We start from the raw sequence: 19,482 nt of genomic DNA, 5'->3' as shown, positions 1-19,482 counted from the left end.
ATCAAAAAAGGAATACGGTCACTGAGCGGAGTCGAAGTGATTATGCATTGAAAATCAACTTTATTTAAATTTCATCTCGACTCCGCTCGATGAACGGACTTTTGTTTTTGGACACCTTCATTTGGTTAATATCAGCGAAGCCCTTTAGCTTTGCAAGTTTGTTTTATAAAACGCTAGCTTATTAACTAACAAAAACAAAAAAAAAACGATGCCATCGCTAACTGTGATGGCATCGTTTTTTCTAGAAATGTTATACCTTATAATCTTATGGTCTGATCTTTTGTAGACGTCTGTTTAATCGTCGTAATTTGAAGGTTTCAAAGTAACGGATAACTTTCTTCAGGATATCGAAATAGAGGGTGATATAAAAGAAAATTACTCCTAACCACACCACTAGCATATTAAAAAGAGGTGTAGGTATTTTAACTTCAAATACACGCTTTTCGGGTGCATATAAATGTGTACGTCCCAAGTTCGAGATTGGTTTTTGGTAGATGGGGTGCTTTTTTTGGATGATTCCTTTACTGGTTAACAACATTTGTTGTAGTTCACGCTTGTTGAGCACCACTTCTTCCAGGGCTTCATTCTGGTAGGTGTCTTTAAATTTTAAGAACGCTTCTTTTGAACCATAATCATTTATTAGCTTTTCATATAAAGCATCTTTTTTCTCTTTCCCATCAGCATATAGTTGCTTTTGTTCCAGTTTTTCATGTTGAAGGAAATCATTCACGTGATTATAGGTATCATCATCATAAGCAGCTTGATCACTCACCATGAAAGTAAGCATAGGGAAATGTGTCATTTTGTGCCCTGCCAGTTCTAGTATTTCTGCTGTGAGTAATTGTGATACATCATCTAAGTCTTCAATATCATTATTATCAAGGTGATATTTACAGGTTTCATTTAAGTCTTTCAGTTTAGGAATCAGTAGGTTTTGGTTGTACGATGCCGTACTAATCTGCCTGTCAATATCGAAAAATTGTTTTTCATATTCATTGTTCATAAACTGGTTTACTGCCAGGGCCTCGTATGACCAGCGTGAGGTCATTAAATCGCCAATGCGCGGAACATATTGTTGTGATGAGATGGTGTTGTGGAGTTTGTCGAAATTAACAATAACGCCACTGAACAACAGCTGAGGAACCAGGATAAGTGGTATCAATACATATATGGCAACTACCGAATTAAGTCCGCTACTGATGTTCAATCCAATCATGTTGGCATAGCAAGCTGTGCTAAATAAGATGAGCCAGTAACTTAGATTCAAACCTTTTATTTCAAGGATATAGTTACCAATTAATACAAAACTCAAGGTTTGAATGGCTGAAATTGTAAACAACACCACAATCTTACTGTTGAGGTAACTAAAGCGGCTCAGGTTAAGAAATGATTCGCGTTGTAACAGCCGTCGGTCTTTAAATATTTCTTCGGCACTAACAATCAAGCCTAAAAACAGAGCCACTACTACACACATGAACAGATAGGCTGGTATATTCACATTTTTAGCAAACACATAAACCGATTCATCATTTCCATCACCACTTATGTATTTGGTGAAAAAACCAAGTATCAAGGCCAGAATTGGTGCTTGCAGCATGTTAATCATCAGATACTGCTTGTCTTTTAGTTTCGACAAGGTGTCGCGCATCAGGTAGATAATGAACTGCTGAACACGTCCTGGAATATTATAGAGGTTAGCCGGTAGTTTTTCTTTCTTTTCGTTGTGTCTGGCTTCTTTCCACTCAAATTTTTCTTCAAAATTTTCAACATAGTGGTTGTACCATTCTTGTGGCGATATTTTTCGTTGGCGAATAAATTTACCATAAGGATTGACCATGCGCGCCTCGATAATACGGAGCGGTTGTTCGGTTTGAACATTACCGCAGGCATAACACTCTTTTTCTTCAGGGTTAACGTATGATGCTTTTTGCTTAAAGTAAGTAATGGCATCCATGGGGTTGCCATTGTAGATGATACGTCCACCTTTATCAATAAGGAGTAGTTTGTCAATCAGCTTGTATAAGTCACTGCTTGGTTGGTGAATATTGATAAAAACAAGCTTTCCTTTCAGTGTTTGGCGTTTCAAAAGCAGCATTACCTTCTCAGAGTCCATAGAAGATAAGCCCGATGTTGGTTCATCTACAAAAAGTACTGAAGGTTCGCGTATTAACTCCAGGGCAATATTTAGTCGCTTACGCTGGCCACCACTCAGAATTTTATTTAAAGGTGAGCCTACTACCAAATCACGGGCTTCTACCAAATCAAAATCGTGCAACGCTTTTTCCACCAATTCGGTAATTTTTTCCTTATCAAAGTGGCTAAAGCATAGGCGAGCATTGAAATACAAGTTTTCAAATACGGTCAGTTCCTCTTTTAACAGGTCATCTTGTGGCACATATCCAATAACACCGTTTAGTGCTTCCGACTCTTTGTGCAAATCAAAGCCGTTAATGTGAATCCGGCCGGTGTGGTATTTTAGGTTCCCGTTTAATACATTGAGTAAAGTGGATTTTCCAGTACCGCTTCCCCCCATTACAGCCACCAACTGGCCTGAACGGCCTGAGAAACTGAATGGGTGAACGCCCATTTGGTTGTTGTTAAATTTGTAGGAAACATCCAAAGCACGGTATAGTATACGTGCGCGCCCGGGTCGCGCAATAAAGTTTTCGGCAACCCGTCCATAATATACTGGTGCTATTCGTGAAGTTTTTATAACTCCTCCCGGCCTGAAGGCAACAGCCTTATTTTGTTCGATAATATGACCATTGAGGTAGAGGTTGCGGCTTCCTGAATACCTAAAAAACAAAAGGTTAGATTCCTGAATGTGTAGTACCCAAACAAAAATTTGCTGCTTAGGGTTGTAAATATGTTTTATTATTTCATCCGGTTTTTCCTTTTGTCCACTTATCAGCAATAATCGTTCTTTATCTTCTACCTCAAGTGGGTAAGACAGAATAAAAGTCCTGAGGTTTAGATAATCGTTTTCGTCAAGTTTAAGGTACTTGGCCAAAGCATCGGTAAATACACCTTCTTCTTCAGATACATGCCCATCGCGCATAATGAAATTAAGCATGTTGGTTACAAGCATGTATTTCTCTGACTGTTCCAGTTCCTGGTTGAGCTGATCGCAAATTTTAGCCAGTCGCCCCATATTGGTGGAGGCTTGCTTGTTTCTAACCTCCTGATCGTGACTATAACTGTCTTTGTGGTATTCCGATGTGTAATGTTCGTATCGCTCCAATGCTTGCTCGGCAAACTCTTTATTTAAGTTGCGGAGTAAGAAATTCTTCACTTCAATTAAACCATCGCCCGTTTTTTGTTCCTCACGTCGGTCGGTTAAAAGAGCAAAAATCTGCATTAGGGCATCCAGAAAAAGTTCACTCATTGTCTTGTTTTTGGGTTGGTCTGAAAGATACTAATTTTTATAACCACATAACAAAAAAGGGAAACCATTGTTGGTTTCCCTTTGTATTTTGTATTAAGCTTTCTTAATTAAGAAACATATTTTTCACGAAGAACGGCCACATTTTTCTCAATCGCATCTAACTGTTCGATTGTAATACTACCGGCATCAACGCTGTTGTATATTTCATGAAGGATTTTTAAATCATCAATGGTTGATTGGATATCTTCATTTGCCGCATGTACTTCAAGCATTGTCATCAACTTATTTAGTGGCTCTTTTTGCTCCATAATGATAGCTACCATTTCTTTGTTGCTGAAAGTTTCTTCCGAAATGTGACAAGCAATATAAAGTGCCTCTACCCAGCTACCAGAGATAACTAGCAATGAAACAGAACCGCGGTCGTTTTTATTTAAATACTCATAAGTATTGTAGAAAGTGTTGGTGATAACTTTTACCAATTCATCCTTATTGTCTAAGTTATTCTCAATAGCTTCCAAAAGCTTCTTATCAAGGGCTGGAGAAATATCTAGCTTGTCGATAAGGTTTTTAGAGGCATTCATAAAATCTAATGTTTCCTGTTGCTGGTGATATGTACTCGCATAACTTAGGTCGGCACTATAAATACCAAGGTTGATAGCCTGCGCTTTTTCAGTTAAGTATTTATCAACGTTGCTTGCAGGATTTGAAAGTGAAAGAATATAAGCAGCTTCAATGCGGTTAAGCATTTCAGTTACTTCAAATGAAGTAGGAAGAGGATAAACAAATTCACGCACTTCTTTTTCTACTTTTTCCTTTTTGATTTCAGGTGCTTTGTCTTTTTTAGCTTTCTTACTGTTACAGGCAGTTAACATCATCGTAGCAGCAATGACCAAAGATGCTATTCGAATCGTGCTTTTCATATTTTTAAATTTTGGTTCGTTTATTTTCTTAATTTACAGTCCTTATCATTGCGGACTCAACATTAGTTTGATTAATTAACCGACAACAAAAAGTACACTTTGTTTCTTCATGTCTAAATTAATTGAAACAAATATAATTGATTTTGAAAATAAATGATTGTGCACTTACTATAAAGTTATTGCTTTCACCGTTTTTTCTTCGCCTGAGTACTGTGTAAACTTAAAAATCAAAAAAGAGAACTACTTTTGAACCATATTTTGAACGTTTTGTTGAGGTGAAACGTGAGGGTTGTTTTAAACAGATAGCAGCACTGCATTAGTAGCTCCAATAACAATTTTAACTGAAACATCCGGATTAATCTTTGAAACTTATCTTTCGATGAAAGGGATTTTATTAGCGGCCACAACGGCAATTTTGTGGGGCGTTTTAGCGATTGCATTAAAAGTAGCGCTCAATTATTTTGACTCATATTCTATTGTGTGGTTTCGCTTTTTTGTAGCTGCCTTGGTACTGGTTGGTTATTATGCTATTAAGAAACCAGAATTATTGAATGTGTACCGCAAGCCTCCTAAGATGATGATAGCCGCTGCTGTTTTGTTAGCCGGAAATTATATTGGTTATATGCAGGGTATTAACTACGCAGGACCGGCTGCTACGCAAATAATTATACAAACAGGTCCGGTGTTGCTGGGGGTTATTGGTTTTGTTGTTTTTAAAGAAAGTATTAACTGGATAAGAGGTCTTGGTTTTGCCATTGCTGCCGTGGGATTTTGTGTGTTTTATTTTAACCAGATAAACGAGCTGGTGGCGCAAAAGGAAGCCATTACACAGGGCTTGTTTTGGACTTTAGGAGCGGCAGCCAGTTGGGCTGGATATGCTTTATTCAATAAAAAGCTGGTTCAGAAATTCCATCCGCAGCAGGTTAACCTGATAATTTTTGGTCTTCCTGTTTTACTGTTTCTGCCAACGGTTAATTTTGAATTATTTACGCAAGCGTATGAGTGGTGGGTTTGGTTATTAATGGTGGCCTTAGGTTTAAATACAGTGGTTGCCTATGGCGCGCTTTCTGCTGCCTTCAAATATACCGAAGCCAATAAAATCAGCATTGTCATAATCATGAATCCGGTGATCACCTTTGTGGTGCTTGAGATACTGATGTTGTTAGAACTTAACTGGTTTCCAATTAATAAAGTAGCCCCATTGGCCTATGTTGGTGCTGCGTTGGTCATTGCCGGAACGATTTTGGCCATTGGCATAACACAGAAGAAAAAGGCTTAACGGCCTTTTCGGTGAATTAACACAATGCTGTATTCCTGCTCAATAAACTGAAAATACTGATAAAGTTTAAAGTTGAAGTCGATACCATAGTCTACTGATAGTTCATATGGAATCTGCGTTTCGTAAAAGTTGCCATATCGTATGGGATTGGAATGGCGAATATTCCACTCTACGCAATAACGATAGTTCCAGTTTTTGTAATATTCATCCGAATAAAACTCTTTAGGATAGGGCTGAGTGGCCAGGAATGTATCAAATCCAGGGTCAAAAACGATGAGTTCATACTCGCTTGAATCACTATTTTCAACACTTAATTCTTGAGGAGGTGCATTGACATCAGCAAGTGGTTTTTGGATATTGCAAGCTGAAATGGTCGCTAATACGAGTAGTATGAAAATTAGTGTTTTCATAAGGCTATGATTTACATGAACAGATAGATGAAGTTATGCAAAATCTGCACCAGAACCTTATTTATCGGAGACAAAAAAGAAATAGGTTAAAAATACTTAAGCCAGTGTATACCTTTTAAATAAGGACGTATGCCTTGTAAGTTTGGATAAGGCTTTTACTTTCATTTCTAATCGTTAAAAAGTGTTTTATTTCAGATTTGTTTTAAATATCATGAATCTTCTTAATAATTATTAATAAACGCTTGCATCCTTGCATATTTTTCTAAATTTGCAGGCTTTAAATAGAGAAAAATATCTATAAATAATAAAGTCATGAGTTATAAAGCGATATCGGCTGAAGAGGCAGTGAAAGTAATTAAGACGGGCGACCGCATTCACCTTAGTAGTGTGGCAGTAACGCCGCACAAATTAATTAAGGCAATGGTTGAACGTGGCCGTAACAAAGAATTTTATGATGTGAAGCTTCAGCATATCCACATTGAGGATAAGGTGGATTTTGCAGATCCTGAATTCGAAGGAGTATTTGTTTCAGAGCAATTCTTTGTTGGAGGTAACTTACGTAAGCAAACTCAAGCCGGTTATGCTGATTACATCCCAGTGTTCTTGAGTGAAACGCAAAAGTTGATGCGCGATGGCGTATTGAAAGTGAATGTGGCGATGGTTATGGTTTCACCTCCGGATAAGCATGGTTTTGTTTCATTAGGAACTTCGGTTGATGCTACTTTAGCTGCTATTGAGTGTGCCGATGTTGTTATTGCGGCTGTTAACCCTAATGTGCCGCGAGCATGGGGAGATGCTATCTTCCACATGAACGAAATTGATTATTTTGTTGATGATGATAGTCCGTTGTTCACTCACGATATGGGTGCCCTTACAGATATGGATATTGCTATCGGTAAGAATGTTGCTGAGTTAATTGAAGACGGAGCCTGTCTTCAAATGGGTATCGGTGGTATTCCAAATGCTGTGTTAGCACAGTTAGGTAACCACAAAGACTTGGGTGTTCACACGGAGATGTTTGCCGATGGTATCCTTCCTTTGGTAGAAAAAGGAGTGGTTAATGGTAAACGCAAGCAGATTGATCCAGGTAAGATGGTTGCTTCCTTCTTGATGGGATCTCAGGAACTTTATGATTTTATTGATGACAACCCAATGGTGGCTATGATGGATGTGCGTCACACCAACAGTGTAAACATCATCCGTCAGAATGATAAAGTGACTGCAATCAACTCAGCATTAGCCATTGATATTACCGGTCAGGTATGTGCCGATTCAATAGGAATTAAGCACTATTCGGGTGTTGGAGGTCAGATTGACTTTATCCGTGGAGCAGGTTACTCAAAAGGAGGTTTACCAATTATTGCGATGCCTTCGGTAACTGGCAAAGGTCTTTCTAAAATTGCACCGACCTTGCTTGAAGGTTCGGGTGTGGTAACAACACGTTCAAACATGCACTGGTTCGTAACCGAACACGGAGCTGTTAACTTATATGGAAAAACAATGCAGGAGCGAGCGAAACTAATCATTTCAGTTGCTCATCCGGATCACCAGGAAATGTTAGATAAGGCTGCATTCGACCGCTTTGGACCTCACTTCCACTATGTGAATCCAAATATTTAATTGTTAAAAGCAATCAAGCTATTTGCTTGTAAAATATACCGATAGTCCTCAGGTTTCCTGGGGACTATTTTTTTGCTGCAGCCTGATGCTTGGCAACTCTGGTCGTTGTATATCTTTGTTTCTCTGGTTATATTTAACAACTAATTTTAATACCTCTACCATGATGAAATTTTTAAAAACGGCCATAGCATTGTTGCTATTTGCTTTTGTTGTTGAAGCTTCGGCTCAACCTCTTTGGATGCGTTATCCATCCATCTCACCCGATGGGCAAAGCATTGTATTTTCTTACAAGGGTAATTTGTATAAGGTGCCAACTGCTGGTGGCGATGCATTACCATTAACTATCCATCAGGCCCATGATTACCAGCCTGTTTGGTCGCCCGATGGCAAGTTTATTGCTTTTGCTTCCAACCGGTTTGGTAACTTCGATATTTTTATAATGCCAGCTAATGGGGGTCAGGCACGTCGTTTGACTTATCATTCGGCCAATGAGGTACCTTGTTCGTTTACCCCCAATGGACAACAGGTGCTGTATTCATCACAGCAGTTAGATGATTATCAGAATAGCCAGTTTCCTTACGGTTTGTTTTCAGAGCTGTACAAAGTAGATGTGACTACATCGTCCATTGACCAGCTGCTGACCACGCCGGCCGAGCTGGCCATGATGAGCAATGATGGTTCATTTATCGTCTATCAGGATGTGAAAGGCTATGAGGATAGATGGCGCAAACATCACCAGTCATCGGTAACGCGCGATATCTGGAAAATGGAAATTTCAACAGGTAAACATACTAAGTTAAGCTCGTTTAAAGGCGAAGATCGTCAGCCTGTGTTGGCAAGCAATGAGAAAGATATCTACTTTTTAAGTGAGCAGTTTGGCTCCTTTAATGTGTGTAAAACAAGCATCAATCAACCCGCCAACGTTGAACAAATAAGCCATTTTAAAAAGCATCCCGTGCGCTTTTTGAGTGTGTCGGACAATGATGTATTATGCTATAGTTTCAATGGCGAGTTATATACTCAAAAGCCCGGTGCGATGCCCGCAAAAGTGGTTGTAAACATCAACTTTGATATCGAAGGGACAGATACGCAATTTGTGAAGATGAGCAAGGAAGCTACAGAGATGGATGTGTCGCCAAATGGTAAAGAAATAGCATTTGTGGCACGGGGGGAGGTGTTTGTTACGTCTGTGGATTATAATACCACCAAACGCGTTACCAATACGCCAGGTCAGGAGCGTTCGGTCAGTTTCAGTCCTGATGGACGTTCGTTGGTGTATGCCGCCGAGCGAAATGGTAGCTGGAATGTTTACACATCATCCATTAAAAGCGATGATGAGTTGTATTTCTCTAATGCCACCTTGATTGAAGAAAAACCGGTCATTGAAGTAGAAGCCGAAACCTTTCAGCCCCATTTTTCGCCCGATGGTAAAGAGGTGGCATTCCTGGAAAACAGAACCACACTTAAAGTAATTAACCTTGATACAAAGGCGGTGCGAACCATTCTTGAAGGCACCTATAACTATTCGTACAGCGATGGTGATCAATGGTACCAGTGGTCGCCTGACGGAAAATGGTTTATCGTTGCTTTTTGTCCCAATCACTGGGTGATTGACGAAGTTGGTTTGGTGGCTGCTAACGGCTCAGGTGAAGTGAAGAATCTGACCCAAAGTGGTTATGGCGATTCTCGTCCGCAATGGATGATGAACGGTAATGCAGTGATTTGGTTCACCGACAAACACGGCATGCGCAACCATGGTAGCTGGGGCTCGCACGACGATGTCTATGCCATGTTCTTTAACCAAAAGAGTTACGACCAGTTTAAACTAAGCAAGGAGGAGCTGGAATTAAAAGAAGAATTGGAAAAGTCAGAAAAGGAGGAGGAAGAGTCGAAAGACAAGAAGAAAAAGAAGAAATCAGCTGTAAAAGAAGAGGACAGCATCGAAATGGAGTTGGATAATCTGGAGGATAGAATGGCACGTTTAACCATTCATTCATCGAGTCTGGCCGGTGCTTTACTATCTCCCGATGCTGATAAGCTATATTATTTGTCGCGCTTTGAAAAAGGTCACGACCTGTGGATGCACGATTTTAAAAAGAATGAAACCAAGAAGATAGCAGAGTTGGATGGAAGAGGCGGTTATATGCAGGCGGATTCGGCTTTTGCCAACATCTTTGTTTTTTCTGGAGGTCAAATAACCAAGTTTGATACCAAGAGCGATAAAACAAAAGCGGTTAATTACAATGCTGAAATGTACCTGGATGCTGCAGCAGAGCGTGAAGCCATATTTGATCATGCCTGGCGTCAGGTAAAGCGTAAGTGGTATCGCCCAGATTTGCATAATGTGGATTGGGACTTTTATAAGGCCGAATACGAGCGTTTTTTACCTCATGTGAATAATAACTATGATTTTCAGGAGCTATTGAGCGAAATGTTGGGTGAGATGAATGGTTCGCATACCGGAGCCCGCTATCGTCCTAAAATTGCCGATGCCGATAAAACAGCTTCCTTAGGTTTGTTTTTCGATTATAAATACAATGGCAAAGGGCTGAAGATAACAGAGGTGATTGATAAAAGCCCCGTATTAAAAGAAGGTACGAAGATTAAAGCCGGTACTGTTGTGGAATCGGTTAATGGAGTGGGCATAACAAACTTTTCCGATTTATATCAGCAGTTGAATCATCAGGAAGGAAAACCAACCTTGTTGGCCATGTATAATCCGGCTTCAGGTAAGCGCTGGCAGGAAACAGTGAAACCCATCAGCCTGTCGAAGCGCAACCAGTTATTATATGAGCGTTGGATTAAGCAGCGTCGTGAAATGACGGAGCGTTTATCGGGCGGCCGTTTGGGCTATGTACATGTCAAAGGAATGGATTCACCGAGCTTCCGCGAGTTTTACTCCGAGGTGTTGGGGCGTAATCATGATAAAGAAGCACTAATCGTGGATACACGCTTTAATGGTGGTGGCTGGCTGCACGATGATTTGGTAACTTTCTTAAGCGGTAAAAAATATGCTGATTATTATCCGGGAGGTCGTTATTTTGGTTCAGAGCCGATTGCCAAATGGAATAAACCATCGTGTGTACTTATTAGCGAAGGTAACTACTCCGACGCGCATGCCTTTCCATTTGCCTATAACGCTTTGAAAATTGGTAAACTGATTGGTATGCCGGTTCCCGGAACCATGACGGCTGTGTGGTGGGAAACTCAGCAGGACAAAACATTGGTGTTTGGTATTCCGCAAATTGGTGTAAAAGACATGGACGGTAATTACCTTGAAAATACCCAGTTGGAGCCAGATGTGAAAGTGCAGAATAGCTTCGAATTACTAAAGGAAGGACGCGATGAGCAGTTGGAGAAAGCAATTGAAGTGATGCTGAATGATTTAAAATAAAAATGGTTTAACACATACAAGAAAGGCTGCCCATATTGGGCAGCCTTTCTACTTATTTTTTTCAGTGAATTATACAGTCAAGATGTCTTTTTCTTTAACTTCAAACATAGCATCCACTTTCTTAACGTACTCATTGGTGATGTTTTGAACTTCAGCTTCAGCATCTTTCTCTAAATCTTCAGAAAGGCCATCTTTCTTCATTCTTTTCAATTCATCATTACAATCACGACGCGTATTACGGAAGCTAACTTTAGCATCTTCACATTCAGACTTAGCCTGCTTCACCAAGTCTTTACGACGTTCCTCTGTTAATGGAGGAATGTTGATGCGAATGATATCACCATTATTATCAGGGTTGAAGCCAAGATTAGCTGCCATGATTGCTTTTTCAATCTCGCCAATCAATTGCTTTTCCCATGGCTGTATAGCTATGGTACGTGGGTCGGGAGTACTTAAATTTGCCACTTGTGAAAGGGGTGTCATACTGCCGTAGTAATCGACCAAAATACCTTCGAGCATTTTAGGATTAGCTTTACCCGCACGGATTTTACCTAGTTCGTTATCAAGGTGTTCAATCGCCTTGGCCATTCGTTCTTTGGCATCGTCTAATATTAAATCTATTTCTTCTTGCATGGTCAGAATGTATGATTGCGTTTAAACTGTTCGTTTACACAAAAATAGAAAACTTTATATGAAAATAAAACAGTGCTGAAATTCAACCAATAAGGAAGAGATTCTTTAATGTTTTTATAAAGCTTTTCCTTTGATAAAGGATTAAAATTGCTGTAAATTGCATGCTCAAAACCTGCCTCAGTGCTTTATTATTAGTCTAAGATGTGCGAGAATAAGATGAAGTAATCCGATTTATATTTTATTAATTTGTAACAATAAATGTTAAAAAAGATATAATATAAAATGTTTAAATGTGTGGTTAATTAGAATTGATATAAATATAGAATTAATTCTTTAATAATATTTGGGTAGCGGCCTTTTCACACCTACATTTGCAGCCTTATAGAACAAATTAGTTTTAACAATTAAATAAATTAAAAAGGATTCCTATGAGTACTATTTTTGGTTCCTCAATTGGAAGAAAGTTGCTGATGAGCTTGTCAGGACTTTTTTTGGTGACGTTCTTAATCGTCCACCTTTCCATTAACTTACTGTTGCTTGTTCCCGATGGTGGAGAAACATTCAACATTGCTGCCAACTTTATGGCATTACCATTGATTAAGTATGGTTTGCAGCCTGTACTTTTTGGTGGTTTTATTATCCACATCATTTATGCTTCAATTCTGACATTGCAAAACAACAAAGCCAGAGGAAATGCGAAGTATGCATCCGGTAACAATACAAAGGATGTGATGTGGGCTTCAAAAAACATGTATGTTTTAGGAATTACTGTTACTGCATTCCTTGTTGTTCACATTGTGGATTTCTTTGTGCCTTTGCAGATAACTCATGGGGCTGCGTCGGTAACTTACGATGGGGTTGAAATGCACAATACCTATGCATTGGTTAACGCTGCTTTATCCGAAGCATGGAGAGTGGCTCTTTATGTGGTTGGTTCTCTTGGTTTAACCATTCACTTAACACACGGATTCTGGTCGGCTTTCCAAACACTAGGATTTAGTAATAACATCTGGCGTAAGCGTTGGACGGTTATCGGTATTGCCTTCGCATGGATCATAGGACTTGGGTTTGCTGCAATTGCTATCCTTCAATTTGCTTTTTATCAATAGTCAAATCTAACACATAATAGATATGAATTTAGATTCTAAGATACCACAAGGGCCAATGGCTGAAAAGTGGTCTAATTATAAAGCTAACCAGAAACTGGTTAACCCTGCTAACAAGCGTAAGTTAGATATTATTGTTGTTGGAACAGGTTTAGCAGGTGCTTCGGCTGCTGCTTCATTTGGTGAAATGGGTTTCAATGTAAAGAATTTCACCATTCAGGATTCACCACGTCGTGCACACTCTATCGCTGCACAGGGTGGTATCAATGCTGCTAAAAACTATCCAAACGATGGTGACTCGGTTCACCGTTTATTCTATGATACTGTAAAAGGTGGTGACTACCGTGCGCGTGAAGCTAACGTACACCGTTTGGCTGAAGTAAGTAATGACATCATCGACCAGTGTGTGGCTCAGGGTGTTCCTTTTGCCCGCGAATACGGTGGTTTGTTAGACAACCGTTCATTTGGTGGTGCTCAGGTAAGCCGTACTTTCTACGCTAAAGGACAAACAGGTCAGCAGCTGTTAATTGGTGCTTATCAGGCTTTAATGCGCCAGGTAAACGCTGGTACTGTAGATTTATATACACGTACTGAGATTGTTGACATCGTCATGGTTGACGGTAAAGCTCGCGGAGTTATTGCTCGTGATTTGGTAACTGGTGAATTCCAGCGTCACTTTGGTCACGCAGTGGTATTGGCTACTGGTGGTTACGGAAACGCTTTCTTCTTATCGACTAACGCGATGGGATCAAACGGTTCGGCAGCTATCAAAGCTTACGAAAAAGGAGCTGCTTTTGCCAACCCATGTTTCGCTCAGATTCACCCAACTTGTATTCCTGTACACGGTGAGTTCCAGTCAAAATTAACGCTTATGTCGGAATCGTTACGTAACGATGGTCGTATCTGGGTTCCTAAAAAGAAAGAAGATGCTGAAGCGATTCGTGCCGGTAAATTAAAACCAACTCAGATTGCTGAAGAAAACCGCGATTATTACTTAGAGCGTCGTTACCCTGCATTCGGTAACTTAGTGCCTCGTGATGTTGCTTCTCGTGCTGCTAAGGAGCGTTGTGATGCCGGTTTTGGTGTAGGAACAACTGGATTAGCTGTCTATCTTGACTTTAAATCGGCTATCGAGCGTTTAGGTGAAGATGCTATCCGTGCTCGTTATGGAAACTTATTCCAGATGTACGAAAAGATTGTTGATGACAATCCATACGAAACACCGATGATGATTTATCCAGCTATTCACTACACAATGGGTGGTATTTGGGTAGATTATGAATTGCAAACAACTGTTCCTGGTTTATTTGCAGCTGGTGAGGCTAACTTCTCTGACCACGGTGCTAACCGTTTAGGTGCTTCTGCTTTGATGCAGGGATTAGCTGATGGATATTTCGTATTGCCATATACAATCCAGAACTACCTGGCTGATGATATTTCTACACCTCGTATGACTGGTGACGAAAAAGAATTTGTTGACGCTGAAAGTGAAGCGAAAGCGAAATTTGAGAAGTTATTGGCTATCAAAGGAAATCGTTCGGTTGACAGCATCCACAAAGAGCTTGGTTTAGTGATGTGGGATTTCGTTGGTATGGCTCGAAACAAAGAAGGTTTGGAGAAAGCTATCGAAAGAATTGCTGAGATTAAGAAAGAATTCTGGAGCAACGTGCGTATCCCTGGTTCAGGTGAAGGTATGAACGTTGAGTTGGAAAAAGCATCTCGTTTGGCTGACTTTATTACAACTGGTGATTTAATGGCGCGTGATGCGCTACACCGCGAAGAGTCTTGTGGTGGTCACTTCCGTGAAGAGTTCCAGACTGAAGAAGGTGAGGCAATGCGTCAGGATGACCAATTTGCTTATGCTGCTTGCTGGGAATATCAAGGTGCTGATAAAGCACCAGTAATGCATAAAGAAGATTTGACTTTTGAAGTTGTTAAAGTTGCTCAACGTAACTACAAATAATTAGGTCATTAATGTTCATAAGTTAAACAGAGAAAAATGGAAAATAATATAAGTTTGACTCTTAAGGTTTGGCGTCAGAACGGACCTAAAGACAAGGGTCGTTTCGAGACATATAAACTAGATAAAGTATCAACTGACAGTTCATTCCTTGAGATGATGGACATCCTGAATGAGCAGTTGGTGAACGAAGGTAAAGAGCCGGTTGCATTCGATCATGATTGTCGCGAAGGTATTTGCGGAATGTGTTCGTTATACATCAACGGCCGTCCTCACGGACCAGACGATGACGTAACTACTTGTCAGTTGCACATGCGTAAGTTTAAGGATGGTGAAACAATTACGATTGAACCATGGCGTTCGGCAGGTTTCCCGGTCATCAAAGATTTGATTGTTAACCGTAACGCTTTTGATACGATTATTGCTGCTGGTGGTTATACATCAGTAAGTACTGGTGGTGTACCTGATGCCAATGCAATTCCTATTCCAAAGGTTGATGCTGATGAGGCTATGGATGCTGCTTCATGTATCGGCTGTGGTGCTTGTGTGGCCACTTGTAAAAACGGTTCGGCTATGCTTTTCGTTTCAGCAAAAGTAAGCCACTTAGCTTTGTTACCACAAGGTAAAGTTGAAGCAGCGCGTCGTGCTAAAAACATGGTAGCGAAAATGGACGAACTTGGTTTTGGTAACTGTACCAACACAGGAGCTTGTGAGGTAGAATGTCCGAAAGGCGTTTCTATTTCTAACATCGCTCGTTTGAACCGCGAGTTCTTGAAAGCCAAGTTAGCAGATTAACAAGTACACTCTCTTATTGGATATTAAAGGTCGCTTTATAAAGCGACCTTTTTTTTGATTAATGAATAATGTGTAGGGATAGAAGGGGTTGATTTTGAAACGGGTATACTTTACCTTAGTTACGCTTAAGCTAAATTTTAACTTCTAATACGCTCCTATGAAAAAACTTTACTTACCTCGATTGGCATTGCTGTTGTTCTTTTTCTTGCCATTAGTATTAGCAGCACAAGATATTGAATTTGAAGATGAAAACTTTAAACAAGCTCTATTAGACATTGGAAATGTAGATACAAATGCTGATGGAGAAATTAGTATCGATGAAGCTAATAGCTATTTATTTCCAATTACTTTAAATAGTAAAAGTATATCTGACTTAACTGGTATTGAGCATTTTATTAATATTACACAACTTCAATGCTCCGATAATCAGCTTAAAAGTCTTGATTTGAGTAACAATCCCCTGCTTATATTATTGGTCTGCTCATCAAACCAACTGATAAGTCTTGATTTGAGTACTAATACAAATTTAGTTTACCTCGAATGCTCTGATAACGATCTGACTTCAATACAAATTGGTACAAATAATGAGATAAGTCCTTTGCTTTGTAATGAAAACAGGCTGGCTTTCTCTGAGATATATTATATCAAGGCTGCATATAGTTCATTTCTCTATAGCTCTAGCAAGGAGATATTTGCATCTCAGACAGAATTAGTTAATTATGTATTAGACTGGTCATCTGAAGCTGAATTTGATGGTAACGCAACTGTTTTTACCTGGTTCAATAATGAAAGTGGACTAGAAGTGACCGCAGAGCAGATTGAAGATCTTGGGAATGGGCAGTTTCGTTTTTTACAAACGGGAAGCTATTATTGTGAAATGACTAATGGTTTTTTTCCTGGAACAACACTGACAACTGCAGTACTGACAATTGAGGATGGTTTTACAGTAACGTTTGAGGATTGGGATGGAACGGTTCTTAAAACAGAACAAGTTATTGGAGGTGGAGCTGCTACTGCACCGGCAGATCCAGAGCGCACTGGTTATACCTTCACTGGCTGGGATGTGCCATTTAATAATATTACTGCTGATTTAACCGTAACAGCTCAATATTCCATTAATCAGTACACGGTGACGTTTGTAGATTGGGATGGGAGTACCGTATTAAAAACAGAATCGGTGGATTATGGAGGCGCTGCTACTGCACCAGCAGATCCAGTTCGCACTGGTTATGCTTTCACTGGCTGGGATGTTCCATTTGATAATATTACTGCTGATTTAACCGTAACAGCTCAATATTCCATTAATCAGTACGCGGTGACGTTTGTAGACTGGGATGGAAGTACTGTATTAAAAACAGAATCGGTGGATTATGGAGGCACTGCTACTGCACCTGCAGATCCAGATCGCACTGGTTATACCTTCAGCGGTTGGGATGTGCCATTCGATAATATTACTGCTGATTTAACTGTCACTGCTGAATACACGATTTTGGAATACGCTGTTACTTATAATAATATGGAAGATGCTACTAATGCAGCAGGTAATCCTGATACTTATACCATCGAAACATCTATATTAACTTTGGATGATCCAGCTAAAGCGGGGTTTGATTTTGACGGCTGGTTTGAAGATGAAGGATTAACTCAAGAAGTGGCAACAATTGCTGGCGGAGAAACTGGTGATATTGAGCTTTGGGCCAAATGGACACTAGCTACAGATATGGACAATACAGCAAAATCCAGTCTTAGCATATACCCCATACCAATGAATAATGAACTGAGTATATCTGGTTATGATGGTCAGTATACAAGTGGTGCCATTTTTAATTTGGCGGGAAAAATCGTTAAACAATTTAAACTAGATGGGTCAGTTATAACAGTTATTGTTTCCGATCTTGAAAAAGGAATCTATTTACTACAATTAACAGGAAAAGAGACTTATACAGTTAAAGTTCTTAAACGCTAAAAATCTTCAGATTTATTAGTATAATACTTAGACGTTATTATTTGAAATTAAGGAGGCATTCGTTTCACGAGGGCTTCCTTTTTATTTTTATTCAACTGATTTTAAGAAAATAGTAACCTTTATTGAAATAATTCGTTTTTATGAACGAATGTTTCTTGTTGATGAACAACGATGTTTATTGGATGAATGAAATATTGATAAAAATTAATAATAGTAAAGTGATTGATCTGTTGGTATTTGTTAATAGAAGTTATTTTTTCTACTTTTAGATGCGAACAGGTCCCTTTTAATCGAAAACAACATGCCATATCGTCGCCTTCCAAATACTGATCAAGCACGTTTGCGCGCTTTAAAAGCAGCTTTGCAGAAAGGTATACAATTGAATCCCTTTGATTTAGCGTTTAGCCAAAAGTTGTTTCTTGAGCTGCAGTCATTTTTACCACAATACGAACAGGCAATTTCACAATATAATTTTAGCAAGGAGCGACAGGCAAAATATGGCAAACTTTTAGGCGACCAATTTAAGGTATCGCGCCTATATGTCTCGCATTTTATTCAGGTATTGAATTTTTGCATTATTCGGGGTGAGATAAAACCAGAAGTGAGAAAGATATATGGTTTTGAAATTGATGAGAAATCAGTACCAGAATTGGGAACAGAGCAACAGCTTCTTCAGGTAGGGAAGCAGGTTATTGAAGGAGAAGAAAAGCGTGGTATGATGGGAGGCTCACGTATTTATAATCCTTCAATTGCTATGGTTAAAATTAAATACGAGAAGTTTGTGGAGTATTTTAATAATCATAAAAATCTGTTGGTGACAACTCAAAAGATGCATGAAAAAGTCACCGATTTAAGAAGTGTTGCCGATAGGATCGTTTTAGCCATTTGGAATGAAATAGAAGCGCATTTTGATACCTTGGGAGGCGATGAAAAACGTACAAAATGTGCCAACTACGGTATTGTATATTTATTAAGAAAGCACGAAAAAGAAACGTTAGACTAATATCATTCTACAACTACTGAATTACTCGTCTTTTTAATCGCATAAAGACAGCCTGTTATAGCCATAAAACTTAGGATAGTCATCAGCCCAAAAGGATTCTCAGTTGGAATATTAAGAGGCGAGTCGCTCCCGTTTGAAGATAGATACATATAGGCTACTATGGCCATAAAATTGTTGGTAAAATGACCAATAACCGCCAACCATAAACTTCCCGACCAGACATATAGATAGCCGAGCATTATTCCAAGTAAGAAACGCGGGAGAAATGTTAGAAACTGCATGTGAACTGCACTAAACAGAATAGCTGTCAGAATAATAGCGATATGTTTATTGTTAAACCAGGTCGATAATTCGCGCTGAAGCAAGCCTCTAAACAAAAACTCTTCACCAAGGGCAGGTAGTATGCTCATCATAAAAACAGTAATAAGAATCTGCCACCAATTATCGGAGCGTATTAATAAGGTTGTAAGCTCTGCTAATTCTTGTTCTTTTTCTGTCATCCAAACTACAAGCTCTTTTAAAGACTCGGGTAAGCGCAGCTGATGATTGAGCCACCCCGAGTAAGCAATAAAGGCTTGTGCAGCAAAAATGAGAAAAACAGTAATTATCGTTGATTGTGCTGATAATGAATTTTTACCAGAAATACTTTGTGAGAACGAATTGTAAAATAGATAAAAAGCCAATAGTGACGGAAGAACAAATAAACTGATGCTTTGCAGAATTTGATAGGCTTGCATAAACCCAATGTTACTAGTCATATCATTTAGCGAACGCATGTCAACCCCAAATACAGGTTCTGCCACTAAGCTCATAAAAAGTGCTGACAGAATTCCAAACAGCAAAACAATCGCAAAGAGGAAAATTAGTTTAATAATCGGAGGAAGATATGAGAGTTGACCTTTATGCATACAATTGTTTTATGCAAAAATAAGGATTCTGCTTAAAATTCGGTACGAATGCCTATTCAGCCACCAGATGAGCTAAATTTATTATATTTTCTTTCCAGAGGTT

The 19,482-nt window shown here is 39.3% G+C and carries 13 protein-coding genes; 8 read left to right on the top strand and 5 right to left on the bottom strand.

The annotated features are described in order from the left end of the window. Positions 1-265 precede the first annotated feature (265 nt). Both J1N10_RS11405 and J1N10_RS11400 read right to left on the bottom strand, forming a co-directional pair. Positions 266-3,385, bottom strand: a complete 3,120-nt coding sequence (locus tag J1N10_RS11405) for an ATP-binding cassette domain-containing protein (RefSeq protein WP_262326833.1) — start codon at positions 3,383-3,385, stop codon at positions 266-268. Between the two features lie 107 nt (positions 3,386-3,492). Continuing rightward, on the bottom strand, positions 3,493-4,305 hold the full coding sequence (locus J1N10_RS11400) for a hypothetical protein (protein WP_262326832.1): 813 nt from the start codon (positions 4,303-4,305) through the stop codon (positions 3,493-3,495). A gap of 379 nt (positions 4,306-4,684) precedes the next feature. On the opposite strand from J1N10_RS11400, the gene J1N10_RS11395 reads away from it, so the two are divergent. Beyond that, positions 4,685-5,584, top strand: a complete 900-nt coding sequence (locus tag J1N10_RS11395; protein ID WP_262326831.1) for a DMT family transporter — start codon at positions 4,685-4,687, stop codon at positions 5,582-5,584. Here J1N10_RS11395 and J1N10_RS11390 read toward each other — a convergent pair. Beyond that, entirely contained in the window at positions 5,581-5,994 is a 414-nt protein-coding gene (locus tag J1N10_RS11390) for a DUF6146 family protein (protein ID WP_262326830.1), read from the bottom strand. The two genes, J1N10_RS11395 and J1N10_RS11390, sit on opposite strands and share 4 nt — an antisense overlap. Positions 5,995-6,306: 312 nt before the next feature. Between J1N10_RS11390 and J1N10_RS11385 the strand changes: the two genes are divergently transcribed. Next, positions 6,307-7,614: an acetyl-CoA hydrolase/transferase family protein gene (locus J1N10_RS11385; protein WP_262326829.1), complete on the top strand. Its 1,308-nt coding sequence runs from the start codon at positions 6,307-6,309 to the stop codon at positions 7,612-7,614. Positions 7,615-7,774: 160 nt separating this feature from the next. Further along, positions 7,775-11,008: a S41 family peptidase gene (locus J1N10_RS11380; RefSeq protein ID WP_262326828.1), complete on the top strand. Its 3,234-nt coding sequence runs from the start codon at positions 7,775-7,777 to the stop codon at positions 11,006-11,008. 69 nt (positions 11,009-11,077) lie between these two features. On the opposite strand, the gene frr is transcribed toward J1N10_RS11380, so the two are convergent. Continuing rightward, entirely contained in the window at positions 11,078-11,641 is a 564-nt protein-coding gene (gene frr, locus J1N10_RS11375; protein ID WP_262326827.1) for a ribosome recycling factor, read from the bottom strand. Between the two features lie 428 nt (positions 11,642-12,069). Between frr and J1N10_RS11370 the strand changes: the two genes are divergently transcribed. The 5 genes from J1N10_RS11370 to J1N10_RS11350 all read left to right on the top strand — a co-directional run bounded on the left by J1N10_RS11370 (position 12,070) and on the right by J1N10_RS11350 (position 18,471). Next, complete coding sequence (locus tag J1N10_RS11370; RefSeq protein ID WP_262326826.1) at positions 12,070-12,750, top strand: succinate dehydrogenase cytochrome b subunit; 681 nt, start codon at positions 12,070-12,072, stop codon at positions 12,748-12,750. A 22-nt stretch (positions 12,751-12,772) separates the two neighbouring features. After that, a complete protein-coding gene (locus J1N10_RS11365) occupies positions 12,773-14,710 on the top strand; it encodes a fumarate reductase/succinate dehydrogenase flavoprotein subunit (RefSeq protein WP_262326825.1) in 1,938 nt (645 codons plus the stop codon). Between the two features lie 36 nt (positions 14,711-14,746). Then, a complete protein-coding gene (locus tag J1N10_RS11360; RefSeq protein ID WP_262326824.1) occupies positions 14,747-15,502 on the top strand; it encodes a succinate dehydrogenase/fumarate reductase iron-sulfur subunit in 756 nt (251 codons plus the stop codon). A gap of 157 nt (positions 15,503-15,659) precedes the next feature. Further along, positions 15,660-17,468 (top strand): InlB B-repeat-containing protein, encoded by a 1,809-nt coding sequence (locus tag J1N10_RS11355; RefSeq protein ID WP_262326823.1) that lies wholly within the window; start codon positions 15,660-15,662, stop codon positions 17,466-17,468. Between the two features lie 301 nt (positions 17,469-17,769). Continuing rightward, positions 17,770-18,471, top strand: coding sequence for a hypothetical protein (locus J1N10_RS11350; protein ID WP_262326822.1), 702 nt, complete (start codon positions 17,770-17,772; stop codon positions 18,469-18,471). A gap of 2 nt (positions 18,472-18,473) precedes the next feature. Here J1N10_RS11350 and J1N10_RS11345 read toward each other — a convergent pair whose 3' ends face one another. Beyond that, a complete protein-coding gene (locus J1N10_RS11345; RefSeq protein WP_262326821.1) occupies positions 18,474-19,379 on the bottom strand; it encodes a CPBP family intramembrane glutamic endopeptidase in 906 nt (301 codons plus the stop codon). Between the last annotated feature and the right edge of the window lie 103 nt (positions 19,380-19,482).

The sequence above is a fragment of the Carboxylicivirga litoralis genome, assembly GCF_025499605.1.
GTDB classification, from domain to species: domain Bacteria; phylum Bacteroidota; class Bacteroidia; order Bacteroidales; family Marinilabiliaceae; genus Carboxylicivirga; species Carboxylicivirga litoralis.
This window is presented reverse-complemented; position numbering and strand designations above follow the sequence as displayed.